Source organism: Streptomyces sp. NBC_00273 (assembly GCF_036178145.1).
Lineage (GTDB): Bacteria > Actinomycetota > Actinomycetes > Streptomycetales > Streptomycetaceae > Streptomyces.
Window position 1 is genome coordinate 7,409,956 of sequence record NZ_CP108067.1, and the last position, 22,364, is coordinate 7,432,319.

A 22,364-nucleotide genomic window follows, 5' to 3' on the forward strand; every position below is an offset into this window, starting at 1 on the left:
GGTCGCTGGTGCCGGTCACTGGTGCCGGTCAGTGGTACCGGTCAGTGGTCGTCGTAGTGTCCGTCGTGCTCCGCGTGCCGGTGCCCGTCGTGCACGTAGTCCACGTGATCGCCGTGCCGAACCGTCTCGTGCCCGCAGTCCGCGCCGTGCGCGTGCGCGTGGCCTTCGTGCGTGGTGTGCCCGCCGGGCTCGCACTCGTCCCAGTGCCCCGAGTGCTCCCGGTGCAGGTGGCCGTCGTGCGCGTAGTCGACGTGGTCGCCGTGCGAGACCGCCTGGTGCCCGCAGTCCGCGCCGTGCGTGTGCTGGTGCGTGGGGTGTTCGTGGTGCAGGGTCGTCATGGCGCCGAGGTTAGTGCGGATTGCCGGGTATCGCCCGTTCTGTCGCAGTGGCGTGGTGAAACGCGATCATCACACCGGCCGGTGGCTCAGAAGATCACCGTGATCGCGAATGCCGCCAACGCCACCGTGCACGCCACCACCGCCAGGGCCGCCCGCGGCGCGAGGTCCCGCGGCCGGTCGGTCGCCAGCGCCCGGATCCGCCGGTGCGCCACCCACAGGAACGCCAGCCAGATCAGCGCGATGGCCGCCACCCCGGCCAGCTCCACCGGCGCGCCCGTCCCGCGCAGCGCCTGCCGCAGCGCCAGCACCGCCACCACCGAGGAGGCCAGCGTCGTACGCCGCCACGCGAGCCGGGTCCGCTCGGGCTGCAGCCCGGCATCGCGGTCCGTGCCCGACGTGCTCACCGGCCCGTCGTCCAGCCCAGCAGTACGACCACCACCATCGTCACCGCCACCAGTCCCACGCCCAGGCTCAGCAGCACCGGGAAGCGCGACAGCGGCAGGTCCTCGCCCCGCCGCATCGCCCGCTCGCACCGAACCCAGTGGTTCACCGCCCGCAGCGCACAGGCCGCGCCCACCGCGAGCAGCGTGAAGGCCATCCCGACCCGCACCCCCCAGCGCAGGTCCGGCAGGAACTGGTCGACGGCGAAACCGCCGCCCACCAGAGCCAGCGAGGTCCGGATCCAGGCGAGGAAGGTCCGTTCGTTGGCCAGCGAGAAGCGGTAGTCCGGGGTCTCGCCCTCGTCCCTCAGCCGCGAGGGTGCGAACCAGAGGCGCACGTCCTTGACGAAGTCGATCACCCGATCAATCTACAAGCGGGATTCCGGATGTGCGCGCAGCCGCCGGTACGCCTCCAGCCCGTCCGGCACCCAGGCCCACTCCCCGCCGTCCACCCGCCGGTCCAGTTCCTCCTGGGTGAGGTAGGCGTGCCAGTCGACCTCCGAGACCTGCGGGTCCACGGGCAGCTCGCACCGCACCTCGTGCACGTACGACCACCAGGCCCCGCCCGGGCCCTTGTACAGGAACTTGAACAGCGGCGTCGGCTGCGGCAGCCCCCGCACCCCCAGCTCCTCCTCGGCCTCGCGCAGCGCGGCCTGCGCGTAGCTCTCGCCCGCGCCCAGCACCCCGCCCACGAACATGTCGTAGTGCGCGGGGAAGACCAGTTTCGAGGCGGTCCGCCGGTGTACGAAGATCCGCCCCGCCGCGTCCCTGGCCTGCACGAACACGCAACGGTGGAGCAGCCCCCGGGCGTACACCTCGCCCCGCGGGGCCCGTCCGACGACCCGGTCGTCCCGGTCCACCACGTCCAGCACTTCGTCTGCGGCACTCATACGGGTCATCCAATCACCGCTGTTGACTGGTTACCGCTCCGTAGCCAAGGATCTGCCCCACCACCGACGGAGGACGGGTAACCGCATGACGTACGACGCAGACGTGATCGTGATCGGAGCCGGACTCGCGGGGCTCGTGGCCACCGCCGAGCTCGTCGACGCGGGCCGCAAGGTCATCCTGCTCGACCAGGAGCCGGAGCGGTCCATCGGCGGCCAGGCGCACTGGTCCTTCGGGGGGCTGTTCTTCGTGGACTCGCCCGAACAGCGTCGGATGCGGATCAAGGACAGTCACGCCCTGGCCCTCCAGGACTGGCTGGGCACCGCCGGGTTCGACCGCGAGGAGGACGCCTGGCCGCGCCGCTGGGCCGAGGCCTACGTCGACTTCGCGGCCGGCGAGAAGCGCTCCTGGCTGCACGCCCGGGGCGTCCGCTTCTTCCCGGTGGTCGGCTGGGCGGAGCGCGGCGGCTACGACGCGAACGGCCACGGGAACTCGGTCCCCCGCTTCCACATCACCTGGGGAACCGGCCCCGGCCTGGTGGAGCCCTTCGAGCGCAGGGTGCGGGCGGGCGTGGCCCGCGGCCTGGTCCGGTTCGCGTTCCGCCACCGGGTCACCGGGCTCTCCGCCACGGCCGGCGCGGTGGACACCGTGACGGGCGAGGTCCTGGAACCCTCCGACGCCGTGCGCGGCGGCGCCAGCAGCCGCGAGGTCACCGGCACCTTCACCCTGCGGGCCCAGGCCGTGATCGTCACGAGCGGCGGCATCGGCGGCAACCACGACCTCGTCCGCGCACAGTGGCCCGCCCGGCTCGGCACCCCGCCGCAGCGGATGCTCTCCGGGGTCCCGGCGCACGTCGACGGTCTGATGCTCGGCATCGCGGAGCGGGCGGGCGCCAGCCACATCAACAAGGACCGGATGTGGCACTACACCGAGGGAATCCAGAACTGGGACCCGATCTGGGCCCGGCACGGCATCCGCATCCTGCCCGGCCCCTCCCCGCTGTGGCTGGACGCGACCGGCAAGCGGCTGCCCGTGCCGCTCTTCCCCGGCTTCGACACCCTCGGCACCCTCGACCACATCATGAAGACCGGCCACGACCACACCTGGTTCGTGCTCAACGAGCGCATCATCGGCAAGGAGTTCGCCCTCTCCGGCTCCGAGCAGAACCCGGACCTGACCGGCAAGTCGGTGCGCGACGTCATCACCCGCGCGCGCCAGGCCGTACCCGCCCCGGTCCGGGCCTTCATGGACAACGGCGCCGACTTCGTCGTCGAGCGGGACCTGTCCGCCCTGGTCCGCGGGATGAACGCGGTCACCAAGGAGGACCTCCTCGACGAGGCCACCGTCCGGGGCGAGATCGTGGCCCGCGACCGGGAGATCGCCAACCCCTTCACCAAGGACCTCCAGGTCACCGCCATCCACGGCGCCCGCAGGTACCTCGGCGACAAGCTGATCCGCACGGCCGCTCCGCACCGGATCCTGGACCCCAAGGCCGGGCCGCTGATCGCGGTACGGCTGTCGATCCTGACCCGCAAGTCCCTGGGAGGCCTGGAGACCGACCTCTCCTCGCGCGTCCTGACCGCGTCCGGCGAACCGCTGCCGGGCGTCTACGCGGCGGGCGAGGCGGCCGGATTCGGCGGTGGCGGGGTGCACGGGTACCGGGCCCTGGAGGGCACGTTCCTCGGCGGGTGCATCTTCTCGGGCCGGGCGGCGGGCCGCGCCGCGGCCCGGGCCGTCGGCTGACGACTCCCCGCCCTCGGGGTGCGACGGCCGCCGCCTGTCGGGTCCGACCGGCCTGACCGTCAAACCCGTCAGACCAGCCGTTCGGTGACCCGGAACCGCTCCGCGATGACGAAGGTGTCGTCGTCGACCGTGAACCCCGGGTCGCCGATCGCTCCGCGCACCGGCTCGCTGTGCCAGAACTCCTCGTGAGCCGTGCGCCATTCGGCCACCGACGTGTACCCCTCGCCCTCGTCGAGCGCGTGCTGGAGCCCGATGTCCCCGAGCCGCAGCACCTCCACGGCGGTCACCTCCACCACCGCCACCCCGCGCTCCGCGGAATCCACCAGTAGGGACCGGGCGCCGGGCCGCGGCAGTGGCTCGTCCTCGGCCTCGTACTCCGCGAGCAGACCGGTGGTGCTGGTCTTCGCCCCGCTCAGTACGGCCGCGACCAGTTGGTCGCGCAGCGGACCGGGGAACCCCAGCAGGTACGGGGGAAGATCATCGTAGGTGGTCATGCGGCCACCCTACGAGATGGCGCGGACACCCACAGATCCGGCCAGTCCGTCTCAACTCGCACCATCCTCAAAGCAGTTGAAACCCGCCACCCAGTGGACTGGACCTTGACGCGGAGCTGGGCATACCGCTTTGCTGTGCGTGATCACCGACGCGCTCACCGTCGCGATCCCCGACCGGCCCGGCCGAACCCCTCGCGCGCGCCCCGCGCGGGCAGTCCGGCCGCCGCACCCCTCGTCCACCCGCGCCCTGGAGGGAAACCCGCGGATGTCCCCGCCTCCGCCGCCCCTCGGCCGCGCCCGCAAGCGGGACGCCCAGCTCTTCGACCCGGCCCTGTGCGACGCCGAACTCGTAGACGTCCGGACCCAGTTCACCCAGGGGCGGTGGGCCCGGGCCCGTGCCCTCCTCGTCGGCACCGGCGACGACTGGGACCGCCGCGGCCACCGAGTCACCGTCCTCGCGCAGACCCCGGCGGCCGCCGCCTGGGCCCGCGAGTGGCTGCTCGCCGAACCGGAGAGCGCCGACGCCGCCACCCTGCTCGCCTGCGCCGCCGTCTTCACCGCCCTGCGCCAGAAGGGCACCCCGGCCGCGGCCGAGGAGGCCTGCCGCCGGGCCGCCGCCCTGCACCCGGCGGACCCGACGCCCTGGCTCGGGCTGCTCCTCCTCTCCCGCACCTTCGGCAGCGAGGAGGAGTTCAGCCGCCACTTCGACCAGGTCCGGGCCCGTCACCGCGAGCACCACCACGCCCATCACCTGATGGTCGCCAAACTGGCCGAACGTACCCTCGGCTCCGGCCAGGACCCGCTCCACGAGGTCTACGACTTCGCGTCCTGGGCCGCCGAGGAGTCCCCGGCCGACTCCCCGCTCGCCGTGCTCCCGGTCGTCGCGCACGCCGAGCGGTACCGGGTGCTGGCCGCCACGCACGGCCACTCGCCCGAGTCGGCCGCCGCGCACTGGGCGGGCCGCCGCGCCCGCCAGGTCCTGCGCTCCGCCTTCGACTGGTGGCTGGAGTGGGAGCGCGAGGACCACCCCCGCAACCGCGTCGACCTCAACTTCCTCGCCCACGCCAAACTCTGCGAGGGCCGCCCCGCCGAGGCCGCAGCACTCTTCCACCGCATCGGCAGCCATGCCACCCGCGCCCCCTGGTCCTATCCGGACCGGGACCCGCACAAGGCCTTCCTCGCCGCCCGCGGCGTCGCCCTCGGCACGGCCTGACCGCGCCGCCCGCCGGACGCCACCGGCCGGACGACGCCCGCGAGCGCCCCCCAAGAAAGACGCCCATCCCCCGAGCACCACGCCCCCGAAAGGACGCCGCCATGCCGACGGGCAGACCCTCCACGCTCCAAGACCCGGCCGAGATCCGTACGTACAAGGGCCAGGACCGGGCCCTGCGCGCCGACCGCCTCGGCACCGCAGGGCTGCTCCTGTCCGTGCTCGCGGCCAGCGCGCCCCTGATGGTCGTCGCCGGTGTCATGCCCACGACCTTCGGGGTCATGGGCATCGTCGGCCAGCCCCTGCTCTTCGTCATCCTCGGCGCCGTCCTCGCCCTCTTCAGCGTCGGCTACGCCGAGATGAGCCGCCACGTCCACAACGCCGGCGCCTTCTACGCGTACATCGCCCGCGGCCTCGGCCCCACCGCCGGCGCGGGCGCCGCCCTCGTCGCCCTCGTCGCGTACAGCGCCATGCAGGTCGGCGTCTTCGGCATCCTCGGCTTCGAGATGTCCAGCCTCTTCGCCACCTACCTGGACATCGAACTCTCCTGGTGGATACCGGCGCTGCTCGCCGTCGCCGCCACCGGCGCGCTCGGCTGGCTCAAGATCGACCTCAACGCGAAGGTCCTCGGGGTCCTCCTCCTCGTCGAGTGCGTCCTGGTCGTCGTCTTCGACGTCGCCGCCCTCAGCAAGCCGGCCGCCGAAGGCCTCTCGCTCCACGCCTTCAACCCCGAGACCCTGGGCGGAGCCGGCTTCGGCACCGCCCTCTGCTTCTGCATCGCCGCCTTCGTCGGCTTCGAGCAGTCCCCGGTCTACGCCGAGGAGACCAGCAAGCCGCACATCGTCGTCTCGCGCGTGATGTTCCTCGCCGTCGGCTTCGTCGCCCTCTTCTTCGCCGTCAGCGCCTGGGCCCTCACCGTCGCCACCGGCCCCTCCGAGGTCGTCAAGACCTCCGCCGAGGCCGGCCCCACCCTGCTCTTCCAGCTCACCGAGGCCCGCCTCGGCACCACCTTCACCGACGTCCTGCACGTCCTCTTCGTGACCGGAATGTTCGCGGCCATGCTCAGCTTCCACAACGTGGTCGCCCGCTACGCCTTCGCCATGGGCCGCGAGGGCCTGCTCCCGGCCACCTTCGGCCGCACCAACGCCGGCACCGGCGCCCCCGCCACCGGCTCCCTGCTGCAGACCGGCGTCGCCGCCCTCGTCGTGATCGCCTTCGCGCTCACCGAGGACAAGGCCCCCGCCGACCCCGCCGTCGCGGTGCAGCCGCCCGACCCCACCACCCCCGTACTGCACCTGTTCACCTGGATGGGCAGCGTCGGCGCCCTCGGCGTGACCCTCCTCATGGCCGCCGCCTCCTTCGCCGTCATCGCCTTCTTCGTCCGCCGCGGCACCGCCGGCGCCCAGGTCTGGCGCCTCGTCGCGGCCGGCGCCGCCGGCCTCGCCCTGCTGGCCATCGCCGTCTACACCGTCAAGGACTTCGGCGTCCTGGTCGGCGCCGAGAAGGGCTCCGCGCTCAGCTGGGTGCTGCCCGGCATCATCGGCGCCGCCGTCGTGATCGGCCTGGCCTACGGAGCCCTGCTGCGCCGCAGCCGCCCCGAGGTGCACGCCCGCATCGGCCTGGGCAACGAGGCCTTCCGTCTCGACCAGGCGGCGGAGGGCACCCCGGGCGACTGACCTCGCTTTCCAGCCCCTACGAAGCCCCCGACACCCGTTTCCATGGTCGTCGGGGGCTTCGGCGTGCAGGGGGTGCTTTTGGAGGGGAGAGGAGCCTCATGGTCTCCTGTTGCGACCAAACCACCCGGATCGCAGCACAGGGGACATCACCCAGCCCCCCTGCGCGGCGTCCCGGGCCTGCCTTGTCCCATCCACGAAGGCGAAGTCCCACATGAGTGACCTGAGTGACCGCACCTTGACCGAGGCACCCGCCCCGGCGCCGACCCGCCATGTCGACGCCGGCGACGAGGGCTACAGCAAGGACCTCAAGTCCCGCCACATCAACATGATCGCGATCGGCGGGGCCATAGGCACCGGCCTCTTCCTCGGCGCGGGCGGCCGCCTCGCCGGCGCCGGCCCCTCCCTCGCGATCGCCTACGCGGTGTGCGGAGTCTTCGCCTTCTTCGTCGTCCGGGCGCTCGGCGAGCTCGTCCTCTACCGGCCCTCCTCCGGCGCCTTCGTCTCCTACGCCCGTGAGTTCATGGGGGAGAAGGGCGCTTACACGGCCGGCTGGCTGTACTTCCTGAACTGGTCCACGACCACCGTCGCCGACATCACGGCCGCCGCGACCTACGCCCACTTCTGGTCGCTGTTCACCGACGTCCCCCAGTGGGTCCTCGCCTTCATCGCCCTCGCCATCGTGCTCACCGCCAACCTGATCTCGGTGAAGTACTTCGGCGAGATGGAGTTCTGGTTCTCGCTCGTCAAGGTCGCCGCCCTCGTCGTCTTCCTGATCGTCGGCATCTGGCTCGTCGCCACCAGCCACGACATCGGCGGCACCACCCCCGGCCTCGCCAACATCACGGACAACGGCGGGCTCTTCCCCTCCGGCGTCCTCCCGATGCTCCTGGTGATCCAGGGCGTCGTCTTCGCGTACGCCTCCGTCGAGCTCTGCGGAGTCGCCGCCGGCGAGACTGAGAACCCCGAGAAGATCATGCCGAAGGCGATCAACTCGATCATGTGGCGCGTGGGCCTCTTCTACGTCGGCTCGGTCGTCCTCCTCGCCCTCCTGCTCCCCTACACCGCGTACAGCTCCGACCAGAGCCCCTTCGTCACCGTCTTCGACAAGCTCGGCGTCCCCGGCGCCGCGGGCATCATGAACCTCGTCGTCCTGACGGCCGCCCTCTCCAGCCTGAACTCCGGCCTCTACTCCACCGGCCGCATCCTGCGCTCGATGTCCCTGTCCGGCTCCGCCCCCAAGTTCACCGGCGTCATGAACAAGGGCAAGGTCCCCTACGGCGGCGTCCTGTTCACCGCCGCCTTCGGCCTCGCGGGCGTCGGGCTGAACGCCTTCATGCCGAAGGACGCCTTCGAGCTCGTCCTGAACTTCGCCTCGCTGGGCATCCTCGGCACCTGGGCGATGGTCATGATCTGCTCGCTGTTCTTCTGGCGCCGCGCCCAGCAGGGCCTCGTGGAGCGCCCCTCGTACCGCCTGCCCTGGGCCCCGTACACCCAGATCGTCACCCTGGTGTTCCTGCTCGCCGTGCTGGTGCTGATGTGGTGCGACGGCGGCGTCGGCCGCACCACGGTCCTCTTCGTCCCGGTCATCGGCGCCGCCCTGGTCGGCGGCTGGTACCTGGTCCGCGGCCGCGTGGCCGAACTCGCCACCACCCGCCGCTGATCCCGCGATCGTCGAAGCCCCCGCACCGGACCCGTCCCGCGCGGGGGCTTCGCCACTTCGACCAAAGAGACGGCCTAGTGTCCGCGCCGTGCGGCGGTGCGGGCGGCCAGGACCGTGACGTCGTCCTCCGCGTCGGTGGCCCGCAGCGCCGCGAGCACCGTGTCGATGACCTCGTTCAGGGCCCCGTCCACCGGTAGCGGAATGCCGGTGAGCCGTTGCAGCGAGGCGTCGATGTCCTCGCCGCGGCGTTCGACCAGGCCGTCCGTGAAGAGCATCAGGACACAACCCGGCTTGAGTTCGAAGGACGCGTCCTCGTACCGGCCGTAGCCGGTGCCCAGCGGCGGGCCCACCGGGACCGGTGCCAGGAACGGGCCCTGCCCGCGGCCGATGACCATGGCGGGCAGGTGCCCGGCGCTCGCGTGGACGCACGCCCCGGCGGCCCGGTCGACCAGGACGAGCAGGCAGGTGGCGACCCGGTCCAGACCGCCCGCGAAAACGACCTGGTCCGCTTCGCGCAGGATGTCCGCCGGCGCGTTCCCGGACGCGGCCAGCGCACGGATGAGGGAACGGTAGTGGCTCATGGCGACCGCCGCCTCGACCCCGTGGCCCATCACGTCGCCCATCACCAGCAGGGTCCGGCCGCCGGGCAGCGCCAGGCAGTCGAACCAGTCCCCGCCCACCAGGACACCCGTGCCGGAGGGCAGGTAGCGGGAGGCCACTTCGAGATCGTCGTGCGGGAAGGTGGGCTCGGACAGCAGCGCCTGCTGCAGTTCGAGGGCCATCCCCTGCTCCCGGGCGAACCGCTCCGCCTTGGCGAGACTGGCGGCCGCCCGCTCGGCCAGGGTGCGGGCCACGACGACGTCCTCGAGCCCGAAGGCCGGCGAGGCCCCGGCACGCACCAGCGTGAGGGTGCCGATCGGCCGGTCCTGGGCGATCAGGGGGACCACGACACCCGAGTGGATGCCCGCCTCCCGGTACGCGGTGACCCGGTCCGCGCTCGGCGCCGCCCGGCTGAAGGCCTCGTCGGAGGAGAAGTTGCCCAGCCACGGCTCACCGCTCTCCAGGCACTGCCTGACCGCGGAGCCCGGCTGGTAGTCCACGTGCTCCCCGGCCGCGCCGAGCACCCGCACCCGCGGCGAAAGTTCCCGTACCGAGGCCACCGCGACCCGCCGCAGGCGTAGGGCCCCGTCGGCGGGCAGCTCCCCGCCCGGCCCCTCCCGCGGAATGAGCTCCACGCTCGCGGCGTCGGCCAGCCCGGGAACCAGGAACTCGCTCAGCTCACGACAGGTGGTGTCCACGTCGAGGGTGGTGCCGACCCGCACCGCGGCGGTGTCCAGCATGAGCAGGCGCCGGTTGGTGCGCGACAGCTCCCGCTGCCGCTCCCTGGGGGCGCTGACCTCCAGGCCGATCCCCGCCAGCCCCAGCACCCGCCCGTCCTCCTCCAGCCGGTGGTAGGTCCCCCGCCACACCCGCGACTCGTACGGGGAATCGGCCAGGGTACGGCCCTCCAGGACGAGCTCCCGGGGCCGCCCGTCCCGCAGCACCTCGTGCAGCACCTCGTCAGGGCGCTCGACGTCCGGCAGCACCTCGTTCAGCGTCCGCCCCAGCAGCGCCTCGGCGGGCAGGCCGTTCATCACGGCCATGTGCGGGCTGACGTACAGGTAGCGCAGGTCGGTGTCGAGCAGGGCGATCCCCGCCCGGGCCCCGTCGAGGACCTGCCGCAGCAGCCGGTACTCGCGCACCAGCCGGTCCACGTCGGACGGATCACCCGCCAGGGCGGCGGCGACCACCTCGTCCGCGTCCTGGCCGAACAGCGGACGAGGGCCGGCACCCTCAGCCCACGTCACGGGACCTCCATCAGCCGGTCTGCCCCTCCGATGTGGTCCCAACATAGCAACAGGGCAGGTCAGGGCGGTATTGCGTCGCTCTGACCTGCCCTGTTGCACTGATCAGGACCGGCGGGCCGACGGCCTGCGGCTCAGCGCGAGCAGGCTCAGGGCAAACATCAGGACACCCAGGGGGACATGGACCGACGGCACGCGCGCGATGCCCAGGACCACCTGCACCGAGGCGAGGACGAGGAAGCCCGACGAGTACAGGACGGGCCGGGGCGACCCGCCGCCCGGCCGCCAGGCCAGCACCGCGGCGATCACGTACAGCATCGTCGCCCCGTACATCACGCGCGCTCCGATGCCGTGCAGCAGCTCGCCGTGGGCCGAGGACAGCAGCACCCCGGCGGTGACCGCCTGGAAGAAGAGGGCCAGGGTCTGCAGGCCGACGGTGACCTGCAGGAAAGTGAAGGTGCGCGGCTTCTCCGTCGTCAGAGTGGCCATGGTGGCGGTCCTCTCTTCTGCCTCACGGCGTAGATCGATATGGTCTCGGTAGTCCGACGACGTGGGCCCGCGAAATGTGAGGCGAGGCACCGAGCGGCGGGCCGGGGGGAGCGGTCGTGAGCATGAGTACGTCGTCCACGCGCGGGGTTGGCGGGTCCGATCCGACCCTGGACGTGATCGTCGGGGAGCGGGGACACCTCACCAACCTCGCCTACCGGCTGCTCGGTTCGCTGGCCGAGGCCGAGGACGCGGTCCAGGAGACGTACGCGCGCTGGTACGCGATGCCGAAGCAGAAGCAGGCGGCCGTCGAGTCGCCCGGCGCCTGGCTGACCACGGTCGCCGGCCGCATCTGCCTGGACCTGCTCGGCTCGGCGCGGGCGCGGCGCGAGCGCTACGTCGGCGAATGGGTCCCGGAGCCGCTGCCCGACCGCGCGGAGTGGATCAGCGGGCCGGCGGGCGGCGGGGCCTGGCCGATCGATCCGGCGGACCGGGTCACCCTGGACGAGTCGGTCAACATGGCCTTCCTCGTCGTACTGGAGTCGATGACCCCGGCCGAACGCGTCGCCTTCGTCCTCCACGACGTCTTCCGCTACCCCTTCGCCGAGATAGCCGGGATCGTCGGCCGGACGCCGGCGGCCTGCCGGCAACTGGCGACGTCGGCCCGCCGACGGGTGGGCGCCGCGCAGGTTCCGACGGCCCCGACGGCCGGACAGGCCCCTCTGGTGCGGAACTTCAAGGAGGCGTGGGAGGCCAGGGACATCAAGGCCCTCGTGGGTCTGCTGGCACCCGACGCCGCGATGATCGCCGACGGGGGCGGACTGGTCGGTGCCGCCCTGCGTCCGATCGAGGGCGGCGCGCGCATCGCCGAGTACCTGATCCAGATCGCCGACAGGGCTCCCGGACTGGAGCTCCTGGAACGCTCGGTCAACGGCCGGCCCGGCCTGGTCGCCCGGCACACCGGGGTCACCGTGACCGTGGCGGCGTTCGAGCTCAGCGGCGATCGCGTCACCCGCATCTGGGCGGTCCGCAATCCGGAGAAGCTCCGCCCCTGGCTGGAGGACGGCCGGGGCTGACCCGGCGCGCCCCCGGTGACCGGCACCACGCGAACTGCCGGCTCCACCGGGGCGCCCCGTGCCGTGGGACGACGAAAGAGCCGGTCAGTGCGACTTCACATCGCTCTGACCGGCTCTTCCAGGTCGTTCGACCATGGTGTCCGAGGGGGGACTTGAACCCCCACGCCCGATAAAGGGCACTAGCACCTCAAGCTAGCGCGTCTGCCATTCCGCCACCCGGACAAGGTGTCTGTCTCGCGTCCCTCGCGGGCCGTTCCGACGTGGAAAACATTACCAAACATTCCGGGGTCCTCGATCACACCCCCCGGCGACCGAGGATCGCCCTTGGGGAGAGCGGCCCGGAGCGGGAGGATGGGGGTTCGGTACTGATCAGTGGGAGGAAGCAGCGTGAGCGAGTCGAGCACGGGCAGGACCGTCTCCGGCGAGGACGAGGTGGTCGACCTCTGCAGGGACCTCATCCGGATCGACACCAGCAACTACGGAGACCACTCGGGCCCCGGAGAGCGCAAGGCGGCGGAATGGGTCGCCGAGAAGCTCGCCGAGGTCGGGCTGGAGCCGCAGATCTTCGAATCGCACAAGGGGCGCGCCTCGACCGTGGCGCGGATCGAGGGGGAGGACCCCTCGCGGCCGGCGCTGCTGATCCACGGGCACACCGACGTGGTTCCGGCCAACGCCGCCGACTGGACGTACGACCCCTTCGCGGGCGAGATCGCCGACGGCTGCCTGTGGGGCCGCGGCGCCGTCGACATGAAGGACATGGACGCGATGACGCTGGCCGTCGTGCGCGACCGGATGCGCAGCGGGCGCAAGCCCCCGCGGGACATCGTGCTGGCCTTCCTCGCCGACGAGGAGGCGGGCGGCATCTACGGAGCCCGGCACCTCGTCGACAAGCACCCGGGCCTGTTCGAGGGCGTCACCGAGGCGATCGGCGAGGTCGGCGGCTTCTCGTTCACGGTCAACGAGAACCTGCGGCTCTACCTCGTGGAGACCGCCCAGAAGGGCATGCACTGGATGCGGCTCACGGTGGAGGGCACCGCGGGCCACGGCTCCATGACCAACAGCGACAACGCCATCACGGAGCTGTGCGAGGCCGTGGGCCGACTCGGCCGCCACCAGTGGCCGGTCCGCGTGACCAAGACGGTGCGCAGCTTCCTGGACGAGCTCTCGGACGCGCTCGGGACCCCCCTGGACCCGGACAACATGGACGCGACGCTCGCCAAGCTCGGCGGCATCGCCAAGATGGTCGGCGCGACGCTGCGCAACTCGGCCGCCCCGACGATGCTCGGTGCCGGCTACAAGGTCAACGTCATCCCCGGCCAGGCGACGGCGCACGTCGACGGCCGCTTCCTGCCGGGCTACGAGGACGAGTTCTTCGCCGACCTGGACCGGATCCTCGGCCCGCGCGTGAAGCGGGAGGACGTGCACGGCGACAAGGCGCTGGAGACGGACTTCGACGGCAGGCTGGTGGACGCCATGCAGGGCGCCCTGAAGGCCGAGGACCCGATCGCGCGCGCGGTCCCGTACATGCTCTCGGGCGGTACGGACGCCAAGTCCTTCGACGACCTCGGGATCCGCTGCTTCGGCTTCGCGCCGCTGCAGCTGCCGCCGGAGCTGGACTTCGCCGGGATGTTCCACGGCGTGGACGAGCGGGTGCCGGTCGACGGACTGAAGTTCGGTGTGCGGGTGCTCGACCGGTTCATCGACAACGCCTGAGATTCGAGAAGGTGTGCGCATTCCACTGAGAAGAGTGAATGCACTCATACGCTCGTAGCCCCGGTGATCCCTCCTCGTTACAGGTGGTGCGGTCCGCGGCTGGGACCGCATTGCCTACTAGGAGGAACAATGATCAAGAAGGTTGTCGCCGCAGTGGCTGCCACCGGTGGCCTGGTTCTCGCGGGTGCGGGTCTGGCCCACGCCGATGCGGGTGCGCAGGGTGCGGCCATCGGTTCGCCCGGTGTCCTGTCCGGCAACGTGGTGCAGGTTCCCGTTCACATCCCCGTGAACGTCTGCGGCAACACGATCTCCGTCATCGGCCTGCTGAACCCGGCCTTCGGCAACACCTGCGTCAACGCCTGACGCATCTGAAGTCTTCGGCCCCGGAGCGCATCCCGCGCTCCGGGGCCACCGGGCTTTCCGGCCCGGATCTCCTTCACTTCCGGCGTACCAGGCGGGGGAGCCAGGTGGGCCGGGCCGTCGGACGACGGCCGAAACGCACACACCAGGGGACGAGTACAGATGCGACGACCGGCACAGGTCACCAGGAAGACCCTGATCACCATGGCGGCTGCGGGGGGTGTCCTCGCCATGGGCGGGGGCTACGCACACGCGGACTCCGGCGCCTCGGGGCACGCCGCCAACTCTCCGGGCCTGTTGTCCGGGAACAACCTGCAAGCGCCCGTGGACGCGCCGGTGAACGCCTGCGGGAACACGATCACGGTGGTGGGAGCCCTCAACCCGGCCTTCGGGAACCACTGCCCCAACGGATCCGGCCCCACCAAGCCGAAGCCCCCGAAGCCCCCGAAGCCGCACCACCCGGGCGACGACGAACCGTGCGACGACCACCCGGGTAACCCCGGCAACCCCGGTAACCCTGGGAACCCCGGTAACCCGGGCAACCCCGGCAATCCTGGGAACCCCGGCAACCCCGGCAATCCTGGTAACCCCGGCAACCCGGGCAACCCCGGCAACCCCGGCAATCCTGGGAACCCCGGTAACCCCGGTAACCCCGGGAACCCCGGTAACCCGGGCAACCCGGGCAACCCGGGCAACCCCGGGAACCCCGGGAACCCCGGCAACCCTGGGAACCCCGGTAACCCGGGTAACCCCGGCACCCCGGGCAATCCCGGTACCGGCACCCCCGTCACGCACCCCGGGCCCGGAACCGGGAGCAGCAACCCCGGTCTCGCCGCCACCGGGTCCGGTGACGTCCTCACCGCCGGGCTGCCGCTCGCGGGCGGCCTGCTGCTCGCCGGCACCGTGCTCTACCGGCGGGCCCGCAACGCCGCCTGACGGGCGTTCACGGCGCGGGCCCCGCCCCCGGGGCCCGCGTCACCAGGTCGCGCGGACCTGACGGATGATCCGGCGGCGCAGTCGCACACGGCGGCTGCCGTCCCGGTACAGGCTCAACCGGTCGAGTTCCCAGTTCCCGTACTCGGCATGATCGGTCAACAGGCGGGTCGCCTCCTTGCGAGGAACACCGCGGGGCACGTACACATCGACGAATTCGTATTCCGGCATCGCATCTATTGTGCGGGCAGAGCCCTGCTACGGATAGCGTCTGTCCTATGTCTGATGCCGATCTGCCCACTGTTGCCGAGGTACGCGCCGCCGCCGAGGCGGTCAAGGCCGCGCTCGACCGTCACCTCGCCGCGGTCGAGCACAGGATCGGGGACGAGGACCCGGACGTCTACGCCGCGTTCAACGAACTCGCCGCCGCGGCCGAGGTGTACGACGAACTCCTCTACGACCGCTACGACGAGGTCACCCCCTTCGAGATCCCCACGCCCGAGGACGGCGTCCCGTACACCGGCCCCGCCGAGCCCGCCGCCTTCAGCGTGCTCATCCGCCGCGACTACGCCGTGGTCGAACCGGCCCGGCTGATCGCCCAGGCCGAGCGGGTCGCCGCGCACGACCGGGACGCCGACTTCGTGGGCGACGGCGGTAGCGCCGACGCGCTGGGCGTCCTCTTCGGGGAGTACGAGCCCGACGAGATCGCCTCCCGCTACAAGGACTTCGGGCTGGAGGAGGGCGACTCCACGCTCTGGATCGCGGCCTCGGAGGAGGTGGCGGAACCGGGGGAGTGGCTGGGCTCGCCCTTCGGGCACATCGATCCGCAGGAGGTGCTGCACCGGTTCGACGTCAGCTCCGTCTTCGACGAGGAGACCGACGAGTTCGACGAGGACGAGGCCGCGGAGCCGGGGCTGACCCCGGCCTGACCCGGCCCGGTCGCCGCTTCTCGCGGCCCCGAGCCCGCCGGACCCCGTGGCCCCCGCCCTCCCGGGCGGGGGCCACGGCCGGCTCTCACTCCGGTTGCGTGCCCGCCGTCGCCAGGGCCGTCAGCAGGCCCGTCAGGCGCGTCGTACGCGGCTTCGCCGGTACCTCGGCCACCGCGTGCGGCAGCGCCTGGTCGACCCCGTGCACCACGGACAGGTGCCGCTCGCCCCGGCCGAACGCCGTGTAGACCCAGTCCCGCGACAGCGCCTGCGCCGCGTCACCCGGCAGTACGACGACCACCGCCGGCCAGCGCGCGCCCACGGCCTGGTGCGCCGTCACCGCCCAGCCGTGCCGCACCTGGGACTCCACCAGCTCCTTCGGTACGACGACCCGTGCGCCCGCCCGGTCCAGGTGCAGGCCCTCGGCGTCGGCCGACACCACCCGGGCCGCCAGCGCCCGCCCGGCGGACGGTACGTGGACGACCCGGTCACCGGGGTCGAACCCGCCGAAGCGGCCCGGGCCGGGGTTCAGGCGCTCCTTCAGGGCGGCGTTCAGCGCCCGGGTGCCCGCCGAGCCGCCGTGGCCCGGGGTGATCACCTGCACCTGGTCCGCCGGGATCCCGAAGGCCCGCGGCACCGATTCACCCACCAGCTGTACGGCCCGGTGCACCGCTTCTCCGGCGTCCTTCACCGGGACGATGACGACCTCCTTGCCGGGGGCGTCCACCTGGTTGAGCTCCCCGATGCCGATCCCGGAGACGAGCTCGCCGAGGGGGCCCGGGTCGGGGGTGCGGGAGATCACCTGCGGGCAGGTACGGGCCGCCAGCACATCGGCGAACACCCGCCCGGCCCCGGCCGACCCGAGCACGCCGGGGTCCCCGGAGAGCACCAGCCTGGCCCCGTCCGGGACGGACTCCACCAGCGCGGCCGCGGTCTCCACGTCCAGCTGCGGCGCGTCCAGCACCACCAGCAGGTCCAGTGCGAACTGCCCGTCCGCGTCGCGCCCGGGCCCCTCGGCCCCGGACAGCAGCCCCGCCACGGTCACCGGGTCCGGGCCGCCGCCGGGGGCGTGCGCGGCCACGCAGACCCGCAGGCCCGACTCCCGGGCCGCGGCGGCCAGGGCGACCGGTTCGGCGCGGGCGGCCTCGCCGCCGGTGTGGGTGACCAGGCCGTGGCCCGCGACCGCGCGGATCAGCTCGGCGGCGGAGGGGCTCGGCGCGGACCCGGCGGCCCGCTCCCAGTCCCCGGGGGCGTCGAAGGTGCCGGCGGCCAGCCGGGCCAGGCCGTCGGCCAGGCTCTCCTCGGCCATGGCGGCACCCTCCAGGCCCACGAGCACCCTGACGGGCTGCTCCGCGCCTTCGGCGTCTTCGGCGCCCCCGCCGACCGGCGGCCCCAGGGGCTCGTGGAAGACCAGGACCGAGCCTTCGGCGACGGCCTGTTCCAGCGCCCCGGCCGGATCGGGTACGCCGTACTGGGCCAGGGCCTTCTCCAGCACCGGGGCCTCCAGGGCGGTGTGCCCCTTCAGCCCGGCCTGGGCCAGCAGCCAGCCCACCAGGACGGTGGTGCGGCGCTCGTCCCCGGGACCCGCGTCGGGGCCCAGCAGGGCCCGGGCGAAGCCGTCGGCCTGGGCCGGACGTACGGCGGGGAGCGACAGCAGGCGCCAGGGGTTCTCGGTGAGCTGCCCGGCGGCGTCCTCGCCCAGGGCCGCCGCGGCGGGGGCGGCCAGGGCCTCGGGGGCGCCGCCGCGGGCCAGTACGGCCCGTACGCCCTCGACGGCGTCGGCGGAGGGCGCGGGCGCGGCCACCGCAGCGGGGGCGACGGGCCGCGGCGGCGGGGGCGTGGCGGGTGCCTTGCGGGGCGCGGCCGGGGCCTCGTCGAAGTACACGGCGGAGGGCTTCGCACCGCTCTCCACGGCCCGGACGGCGGCCAGCAGGTCGGCGGCCTTCCCGCTGAGCTTCGCCCCGGCCTCGACGGGCGCCTCCCGCTCGGCCTTGCGCCGGGCGATCCGCTCCCGCTCGATCTTCTGGGCGGCCAGTTCGGCCTGGGCCTCGGAGAGCGCGGGCGCGGCCTGGGCCTCGGCGGCCTGCTCGGCGGTGCCCTCGGGATCGGCCCCGGCCTCGGCCCCGGCTTCAGCCCCGGCCTCAGCCTCGGATCCGGCCTCGGGCCCTGCGGGGCTTTCCCCCGCCCCGCCCCTTTCCGAAACCGGGGGCTCCGCCTCGGGTTCCGTGGCGTCGGCCGCCAGCGGGGCCTCGTCGGCCGGGTCCGTACCCGCTTCGGCGTCTGCCTCGGACGGGCCGGGCCCGTGCGCGTCTTCCGGGGCCGCTTCCGCTTCGCCGGCTGCGGACGGCTCTGCCTCCGGGGTGGCCGGGTCCTCCGCGGCAGCGGTGTCGGCCTGAGGGTCCGTACTCACAGCGTGCTCCAGTCCTGATCGGGGTAGCGGTGCACCGGAACCGAAACATCGTCCAGCGCCCGGCAGATCTCCTCCGGAAGACTAAGGGCCTCCACCGACAGTGCCGCCCCGAGCTGTGCGGACGTCCGCGCGCCGACGATCGGCGCCACCACCCCCGGCCGGTCCCTGATCCACGCCAAGGCCACCTGGAGCGGGGTCACGGCCAGACCCTGGGCCGCCGTCACCACCGCGTCCACGATCCGCCCCGCCGCCTCGTCGAGGTACGGGTCCACCAGGGCGGCCAGCGACTCCGAGGCGCCCCGGGAGTCGGCCGGCGTGCCGTCCCGGTACTTGCCCGTCAGCACCCCGCGGCCCAGCGGCGAGGAGGGCAGCAGGCCGATCCCGAGGTCCAGCGCGGCCGGCAGCACCTCGCGCTCCACCCCCCGCTGCAGCAGGGAGTACTCCATCTGCGTCGAGGCGATCCGGGTGCGCACCCCGGGGGCCGCGAGCTGCCAGGTCGCCGCCTTCGCCAACTGCCAGCCGCAGAAGCCCGCCAGTCCCGCGTACCGGGCCCGGCCGCTGCTCACCGCCAGGTCCAGCGCCTGCAGGGTCTCCTCCAGCGGGGTCGCGGGGTCGAAGGCGTGCACCTGCCACAGGTCGACGTAGTCGGTGCCCAGCCGGTCCAGCGAGGCGTCCAGGGCGGCGAGCAGGTGCCCGCGCGAGCCGTCGAACCTGCGGTCGGGGTCCGGCACGCTGCCCGCCTTGGTCGCGATCACCAGGTCCCGGCGCGGGACCAGCCCGCCCACCAGCCGCCCGAGGAGGTACTCCGCCTCGCCGCCGCCGTAGGCGTCGGCGGTGTCGACGAGCGTGCCGCCCGCCTCCCAGAACGTCTTCACCTGCTCGGCGGCGGCTTCCTCGCCGGTGTCGCGGCCCCAGGTGAGGGTGCCGAGGCCGATCCGGGAGACGCGCAGTCCGGTGCGGCCGAGATGCCTCTGCTCCATGAGCGCTGAGACTACTGGGGCGCTGACGTAGAGGACCTTGGCGCGCTACAGTCCCCGCACACCAACGTTACTGATCGGTAAACCGGTAAGGGGACGACACATGCGGCTCGGCATCAATCTTGGTTACTGGGGCGCGGGCATGGACGCCGACAACCTCGCCGTCGCCCAGGAGGCCGACCGCCTGGGTTACGACGTCTGCTGGGCCGCCGAGGCCTACGGCTCCGACGCCCCGACCGTGCTCGCCTGGGTCGCCGCCCAGACCGAGCGCATCGACGTGGGTTCGGCGATCCTCCAGATCCCGGCCCGCCAGCCCGCCATGACCGCCATGACCGCGGCCACCCTCGACTCGCTGACCAAGGGCCGCTTCCGGCTCGGCCTCGGCGTCTCCGGCCCGCAGGTCTCCGAGGGCTGGTACGGCGTCAAGTTCGACAAGCCGCTGGCCCGCACCCGCGAGTACGTGGAGATCGTCCGCAAGGCCATGACCCGCGAGCGGCTCTCCTACGAGGGCGAGCACTGGACGCTGCCGCTGCCGGACGGCCCGGGCAAGCCGCTCAAGCTGACCGTGCACCCCGAGCGCGAGCACATCCCGCTCTACATCGCCGCCATCGGCCCCAAGAACCTGGAGCAGACCGGCGAGATCGCCGACGGCGCCCTGCTGATCTTCCCGGCCGCCGAGCACCTCGAGGCCACCGCCCTCACCCACATCCGGGCGGGCCGCGAGAAGGCCGGGCTGACCATGGAGGGCTTCGACGTCTGCCCGACCGTGCCGCTGGCCCTCGGCGAGGACGTGAACGCGCTCGCGGACATGTTCCGTCCGTACACCGCCCTGTACGTGGGCGGCATGGGCAGCCGGAAGCAGAACTTCTACAACCAGCTGGCCCAGCGCATGGGCTACGAGAAGGAAGCCGCCGAGATCCAGGACAAGTACCTGGCGGGCGACAAGACCGGCGCCGCCGAGGCCGTCCCGCACTCGCTGATCGACTCGACCACCCTGCTCGGCCCGGTCGCCCGGATCGCCGACGGGATGCGGGCCTACGCGGAGGCCGGGGTCACCACCCTCACGCTCGCCCCGGCCGGGTTCACCCTGGACGAGCGGATCGCCGCCCTGCGCGCCGGCACCGAGGCGATGGAGCTGGCGGGTCTCGCCTGATCGCCTGACCGGCAGGTCCCGGTGCCGGCGGACGGACGCCGGCACCGGTGAACGCTTCTGCGGCCGTGGTGGGGGCTCGGGGGGTCTTCCCCGCCACGGCCGACACAGCGAACAACGCCGGGAACGCCCGCCGGGTTACGCACGTCGGCCCACCCCTCGATTTCGTTCATTCGGACGAGTAGTGCGACCCATCGGTTGCCCGCCCCGCCCACCGGCGTTTGACTCGTTCCATGCTCTCTGCCCGCAGCCTGTTCCAGGAGATCGTCGACAACGACGACTCCTTCCAGCTGTTCTGCTCCATCGCCGCCAGCGGGGAGACCCAGGGCGGCTGGGAGAACGCCCGCATCGCGGCCCTGGTGCCGGACGGCATGCGTCACCTCGCGCCCAAGATCACCCGACACGGCGCCGACGAGGACAAGCACGGCCGGATCTTCAACGCCCTGCTCCGCAAGCGCGGCCTGCCCGCCGTCCCGGTACCCCCCGAGACCGACTACACGATGCTGCTGGAGCGCCGCGGCATCGGCCTCGCGCACGAGAAGCTGCGCCGCGAGGTGGCGCTGACCGAGGAGGACATCGTCGTCTACCTCGCGCACAGCCGCGTCACAGAACAGCGCGCCGCCGACCAGATGGACATGCTGGTCAGGTACTTCGGCGACCACCCCGAGGTGGGCAAGGCGATCCACCTGATCAGCCACGACGAGGACAACCACCTCTCCTACTGCCACGAGGAACTGCTGCGCCTGGCCCGCTCCGGATACGGCCGGACCATCCAGCGGGTGCTCCGCGAGAGCGCGCTCGCCGAAATCTCCGTCTACCGGGACGTGAGCCTCGCCGTCATGAGCCACATGGGACGGCTGCTGCACTGGCCCGCCCCGAAGGCGGCCGCGCTGGCCGCCGGCATCCGCGCGATGTACGCGTACGAGCGGTTCAGCGGCTGGCACCGGATGGTGAACCTGCGGCTGCCCGAGCGCCTGGACGCCCTCGGCGGCGCACCGACCCCCGCGGGCGGGCTCGCCTACGCCCCGCGCGAGCGGGAGCTCAGAGCCAGCCCCGGCGCTTGAACATCCGGTGCAGGCCCAGGCACGCGCCCGCCATGACCACCAGCACCGCCGGATAGCCCCAGGCGTGCCGCAGCTCCGGCATGTGGTCGAAGTTCATCCCGTAGATCCCCGCCACCATCGTGGGGACGGCCGCCATCGCCGCCCAGGCCGAGATCTTGCGCATGTCGTCGTTCTGCCGCAGGCCCATCTGCGCCAGGTGCGCGGCGAGCGCGTCCGACAGCAGCCGGTCCAGGCCCTCGATGTACTCGTTCGCCTTGGTCAGGTGGTCGGCGACGTCGCGGAAGAACGGCTGCGCGTGCTCGTGGACGAAGGGGACCTCCCCGAAGGCGAGGCGGTCCATCGGCTGGAGCAGCGGGCTCGTCGCCCGCCGGAACTCCAGCACCTGCCGCTTGAACCCATAGATCCGGGCCGCGGTGTTCTTGGTGTCCGAGGCGTTCGGCGCGAAGACCTCGGCCTCCAGCTCCTCCAGGTCCGCCTGGAGCTCGGCCGCCACCTCGATGTAGTGGTCGACCACCGCGTCGGACACCGCGTACAGCACCGCCGTCGGGCCGTGCCGCAGCACGTCCGGCTCCTGCTCCAGCCGGTGGCGCACGGCGGCCAGCGGGGCCCCCTCGCCGTGCCGGACCGTGACGACGAACGAATCCCCTATGAAGACCATCAGCTCGCCCGCGGTCACCGTGTCCGCGTCCTCGTCGTACTGCACCGGCTTGAGGACGACGAACAGCGAATCGTCGTACACCTCCAGCTTCGGGCGCTGGTGCGCGGTCAGCGCGTCCTCCACCGCCAGCGGGTGCAGGCCGAACTCCTGGCTGACGTGGTCGAATTCCTTCGCGGTCGGCTCGTGCATGCCGATCCACAGGAAGGCGTCACCGGCCGCCCGGGCCTCGTCGAGGGCGTCCGAGAAGTCGTCCGGCCCCTCGGTGCGGCGGCCGTCCCGGTAAATCGCGCAGTCCACAATCACGCCGGGCATTCTTCC

22 protein-coding genes and 1 tRNA gene are annotated in these 22,364 nt (G+C 72.6%); 11 read left to right on the top strand and 12 right to left on the bottom strand.

From position 1 onward, the window contains the following. Nucleotides 1-41 precede the first annotated feature (41 nt). From OG386_RS33080 to OG386_RS33095, 4 genes are all read right to left on the bottom strand, one after another. On the bottom strand, nt 42-338 hold the full coding sequence (locus OG386_RS33080; RefSeq protein WP_328791121.1) for a hypothetical protein: 297 nt from the start codon (nt 336-338) through the stop codon (nt 42-44). Nucleotides 339-424: 86 nt separating this feature from the next. Further along, nucleotides 425-742 carry a DUF202 domain-containing protein gene (locus tag OG386_RS33085; protein ID WP_327386266.1) on the bottom strand — a complete coding sequence of 106 codons (318 nt, stop codon included), beginning with the start codon at nt 740-742 and terminating at the stop codon, nt 425-427. Then, nucleotides 739-1,137, bottom strand: a complete 399-nt coding sequence (locus tag OG386_RS33090) for a YidH family protein (RefSeq protein ID WP_030012404.1) — start codon at nt 1,135-1,137, stop codon at nt 739-741. Before OG386_RS33090 ends, OG386_RS33085 begins: the two co-directional genes overlap by 4 nt. A 9-nt stretch (nt 1,138-1,146) precedes the next feature. Continuing rightward, nucleotides 1,147-1,668 (bottom strand): NUDIX hydrolase, encoded by a 522-nt coding sequence (locus OG386_RS33095; RefSeq protein WP_328791122.1) that lies wholly within the window; start codon nt 1,666-1,668, stop codon nt 1,147-1,149. An 85-nt stretch (nt 1,669-1,753) separates the two neighbouring features. Between OG386_RS33095 and OG386_RS33100 the strand changes: the two genes are divergently transcribed. Then, nucleotides 1,754-3,409, top strand: a complete 1,656-nt coding sequence (locus OG386_RS33100; RefSeq protein WP_328791123.1) for an FAD-binding dehydrogenase — start codon at nt 1,754-1,756, stop codon at nt 3,407-3,409. Nucleotides 3,410-3,477: 68 nt separating this feature from the next. Here the strand turns inward: OG386_RS33100 and OG386_RS33105 are convergent, their stop codons facing one another. Continuing rightward, nucleotides 3,478-3,903: an ASCH domain-containing protein gene (locus OG386_RS33105; RefSeq protein ID WP_328791124.1), complete on the bottom strand. Its 426-nt coding sequence runs from the start codon at nt 3,901-3,903 to the stop codon at nt 3,478-3,480. A gap of 265 nt (nt 3,904-4,168) precedes the next feature. Between OG386_RS33105 and OG386_RS33110 the strand changes: the two genes are divergently transcribed. From OG386_RS33110 to OG386_RS33120, 3 genes are all read left to right on the top strand, one after another. Next, complete coding sequence (locus OG386_RS33110) at nt 4,169-5,116, top strand: hypothetical protein (protein WP_328791125.1); 948 nt, start codon at nt 4,169-4,171, stop codon at nt 5,114-5,116. 101 nt (nt 5,117-5,217) lie between these two features. Further along, nucleotides 5,218-6,789 carry an APC family permease gene (locus OG386_RS33115; RefSeq protein ID WP_328791126.1) on the top strand — a complete coding sequence of 524 codons (1,572 nt, stop codon included), beginning with the start codon at nt 5,218-5,220 and terminating at the stop codon, nt 6,787-6,789. 220 nt (nt 6,790-7,009) lie between these two features. Next, entirely contained in the window at nt 7,010-8,449 is a 1,440-nt protein-coding gene (locus OG386_RS33120; RefSeq protein WP_405790665.1) for an amino acid permease, read from the top strand. A gap of 74 nt (nt 8,450-8,523) precedes the next feature. Here the strand turns inward: OG386_RS33120 and OG386_RS33125 are convergent, their stop codons facing one another. Together OG386_RS33125 and OG386_RS33130 are read right to left on the bottom strand one after the other, a co-directional pair. Then, on the bottom strand, nt 8,524-10,296 hold the full coding sequence (locus tag OG386_RS33125; RefSeq protein WP_328791128.1) for a SpoIIE family protein phosphatase: 1,773 nt from the start codon (nt 10,294-10,296) through the stop codon (nt 8,524-8,526). A 102-nt stretch (nt 10,297-10,398) separates the two neighbouring features. Next, a complete protein-coding gene (locus tag OG386_RS33130; RefSeq protein ID WP_328791129.1) occupies nt 10,399-10,782 on the bottom strand; it encodes a hypothetical protein in 384 nt (127 codons plus the stop codon). A gap of 122 nt (nt 10,783-10,904) precedes the next feature. Between OG386_RS33130 and sigJ the strand changes: the two genes are divergently transcribed. Continuing rightward, nucleotides 10,905-11,855: an RNA polymerase sigma factor SigJ gene (gene sigJ / locus OG386_RS33135; protein WP_328791130.1), complete on the top strand. Its 951-nt coding sequence runs from the start codon at nt 10,905-10,907 to the stop codon at nt 11,853-11,855. Between the two features lie 134 nt (nt 11,856-11,989). Here sigJ and OG386_RS33140 read toward each other — a convergent pair. Beyond that, a tRNA-Leu gene (locus tag OG386_RS33140) sits at nt 11,990-12,077 on the bottom strand. Nucleotides 12,078-12,242: 165 nt separating this feature from the next. Here OG386_RS33140 and OG386_RS33145 point away from each other — a divergent pair. The 3 genes from OG386_RS33145 (at nt 12,243) to OG386_RS33155 (ending at nt 14,864) form a co-directional block, all read left to right on the top strand. Then, nucleotides 12,243-13,568: a M20/M25/M40 family metallo-hydrolase gene (locus OG386_RS33145; protein WP_266598360.1), complete on the top strand. Its 1,326-nt coding sequence runs from the start codon at nt 12,243-12,245 to the stop codon at nt 13,566-13,568. A gap of 129 nt (nt 13,569-13,697) precedes the next feature. After that, complete coding sequence (gene chpH, locus OG386_RS33150) at nt 13,698-13,931, top strand: chaplin ChpH (RefSeq protein WP_266598362.1); 234 nt, start codon at nt 13,698-13,700, stop codon at nt 13,929-13,931. 159 nt (nt 13,932-14,090) lie between these two features. After that, nucleotides 14,091-14,864 (top strand): chaplin, encoded by a 774-nt coding sequence (locus OG386_RS33155; protein ID WP_328791131.1) that lies wholly within the window; start codon nt 14,091-14,093, stop codon nt 14,862-14,864. 39 nt (nt 14,865-14,903) lie between these two features. Here the strand turns inward: OG386_RS33155 and OG386_RS33160 are convergent, their stop codons facing one another. After that, nucleotides 14,904-15,092: a DUF5703 family protein gene (locus OG386_RS33160; RefSeq protein ID WP_030009118.1), complete on the bottom strand. Its 189-nt coding sequence runs from the start codon at nt 15,090-15,092 to the stop codon at nt 14,904-14,906. Between the two features lie 47 nt (nt 15,093-15,139). Here OG386_RS33160 and OG386_RS33165 point away from each other — a divergent pair, with 47 nt between their 5' ends. Further along, entirely contained in the window at nt 15,140-15,790 is a 651-nt protein-coding gene (locus OG386_RS33165) for a hypothetical protein (protein WP_327386277.1), read from the top strand. Between the two features lie 85 nt (nt 15,791-15,875). On the opposite strand, the gene OG386_RS33170 is transcribed toward OG386_RS33165, so the two are convergent. Then, nucleotides 15,876-18,197: an ATP-dependent RecD-like DNA helicase gene (locus tag OG386_RS33170; RefSeq protein ID WP_328791132.1), complete on the bottom strand. Its 2,322-nt coding sequence runs from the start codon at nt 18,195-18,197 to the stop codon at nt 15,876-15,878. Next, on the bottom strand, nt 18,194-19,177 hold the full coding sequence (locus OG386_RS33175) for an aldo/keto reductase (RefSeq protein WP_327386279.1): 984 nt from the start codon (nt 19,175-19,177) through the stop codon (nt 18,194-18,196). Before OG386_RS33175 ends, OG386_RS33170 begins: the two co-directional genes overlap by 4 nt. Before the next feature lie 100 nt (nt 19,178-19,277). Here OG386_RS33175 and OG386_RS33180 point away from each other — a divergent pair, with 100 nt between their 5' ends. Both OG386_RS33180 and OG386_RS33185 read left to right on the top strand, forming a co-directional pair. Then, nucleotides 19,278-20,327: an LLM class F420-dependent oxidoreductase gene (locus tag OG386_RS33180; RefSeq protein ID WP_327386280.1), complete on the top strand. Its 1,050-nt coding sequence runs from the start codon at nt 19,278-19,280 to the stop codon at nt 20,325-20,327. Nucleotides 20,328-20,557: 230 nt separating this feature from the next. Continuing rightward, nucleotides 20,558-21,388: a ferritin-like domain-containing protein gene (locus OG386_RS33185; protein WP_328791133.1), complete on the top strand. Its 831-nt coding sequence runs from the start codon at nt 20,558-20,560 to the stop codon at nt 21,386-21,388. Here the strand turns inward: OG386_RS33185 and corA are convergent. Further along, a complete protein-coding gene (gene corA, locus OG386_RS33190) occupies nt 21,366-22,358 on the bottom strand; it encodes a magnesium/cobalt transporter CorA (RefSeq protein WP_327386282.1) in 993 nt (330 codons plus the stop codon). The genes OG386_RS33185 and corA overlap by 23 nt on opposite strands. Nucleotides 22,359-22,364 lie beyond the last annotated feature (6 nt).

Coding starts and splice junctions, on each gene's coding strand:
- OG386_RS33080 (WP_328791121.1), bottom strand. CDS start 338: ATGACGACCCTGCACCACGAACACCCCACGCACCAGCACACGCACGGC.
- OG386_RS33095 (WP_328791122.1), bottom strand. CDS start 1,668: ATGAGTGCCGCAGACGAAGTGCTGGACGTGGTGGACCGGGACGACCGG.
- OG386_RS33100 (WP_328791123.1), top strand. CDS start 1,754: ATGACGTACGACGCAGACGTGATCGTGATCGGAGCCGGACTCGCGGGG.
- OG386_RS33105 (WP_328791124.1), bottom strand. CDS start 3,903: ATGACCACCTACGATGATCTTCCCCCGTACCTGCTGGGGTTCCCCGGT.
- OG386_RS33110 (WP_328791125.1), top strand. CDS start 4,169: ATGTCCCCGCCTCCGCCGCCCCTCGGCCGCGCCCGCAAGCGGGACGCC.
- OG386_RS33115 (WP_328791126.1), top strand. CDS start 5,218: ATGCCGACGGGCAGACCCTCCACGCTCCAAGACCCGGCCGAGATCCGT.
- OG386_RS33130 (WP_328791129.1), bottom strand. CDS start 10,782: ATGGCCACTCTGACGACGGAGAAGCCGCGCACCTTCACTTTCCTGCAG.
- sigJ (WP_328791130.1), top strand. CDS start 10,905: ATGAGTACGTCGTCCACGCGCGGGGTTGGCGGGTCCGATCCGACCCTG.
- chpH (WP_266598362.1), top strand. CDS start 13,698: ATGATCAAGAAGGTTGTCGCCGCAGTGGCTGCCACCGGTGGCCTGGTT.
- OG386_RS33155 (WP_328791131.1), top strand. CDS start 14,091: ATGCGACGACCGGCACAGGTCACCAGGAAGACCCTGATCACCATGGCG.
- OG386_RS33160 (WP_030009118.1), bottom strand. CDS start 15,092: ATGCCGGAATACGAATTCGTCGATGTGTACGTGCCCCGCGGTGTTCCT.
- OG386_RS33165 (WP_327386277.1), top strand. CDS start 15,140: ATGTCTGATGCCGATCTGCCCACTGTTGCCGAGGTACGCGCCGCCGCC.
- OG386_RS33175 (WP_327386279.1), bottom strand. CDS start 19,177: ATGGAGCAGAGGCATCTCGGCCGCACCGGACTGCGCGTCTCCCGGATC.
- OG386_RS33180 (WP_327386280.1), top strand. CDS start 19,278: ATGCGGCTCGGCATCAATCTTGGTTACTGGGGCGCGGGCATGGACGCC.
- OG386_RS33185 (WP_328791133.1), top strand. CDS start 20,558: ATGCTCTCTGCCCGCAGCCTGTTCCAGGAGATCGTCGACAACGACGAC.
- corA (WP_327386282.1), bottom strand. CDS start 22,358: ATGCCCGGCGTGATTGTGGACTGCGCGATTTACCGGGACGGCCGCCGC.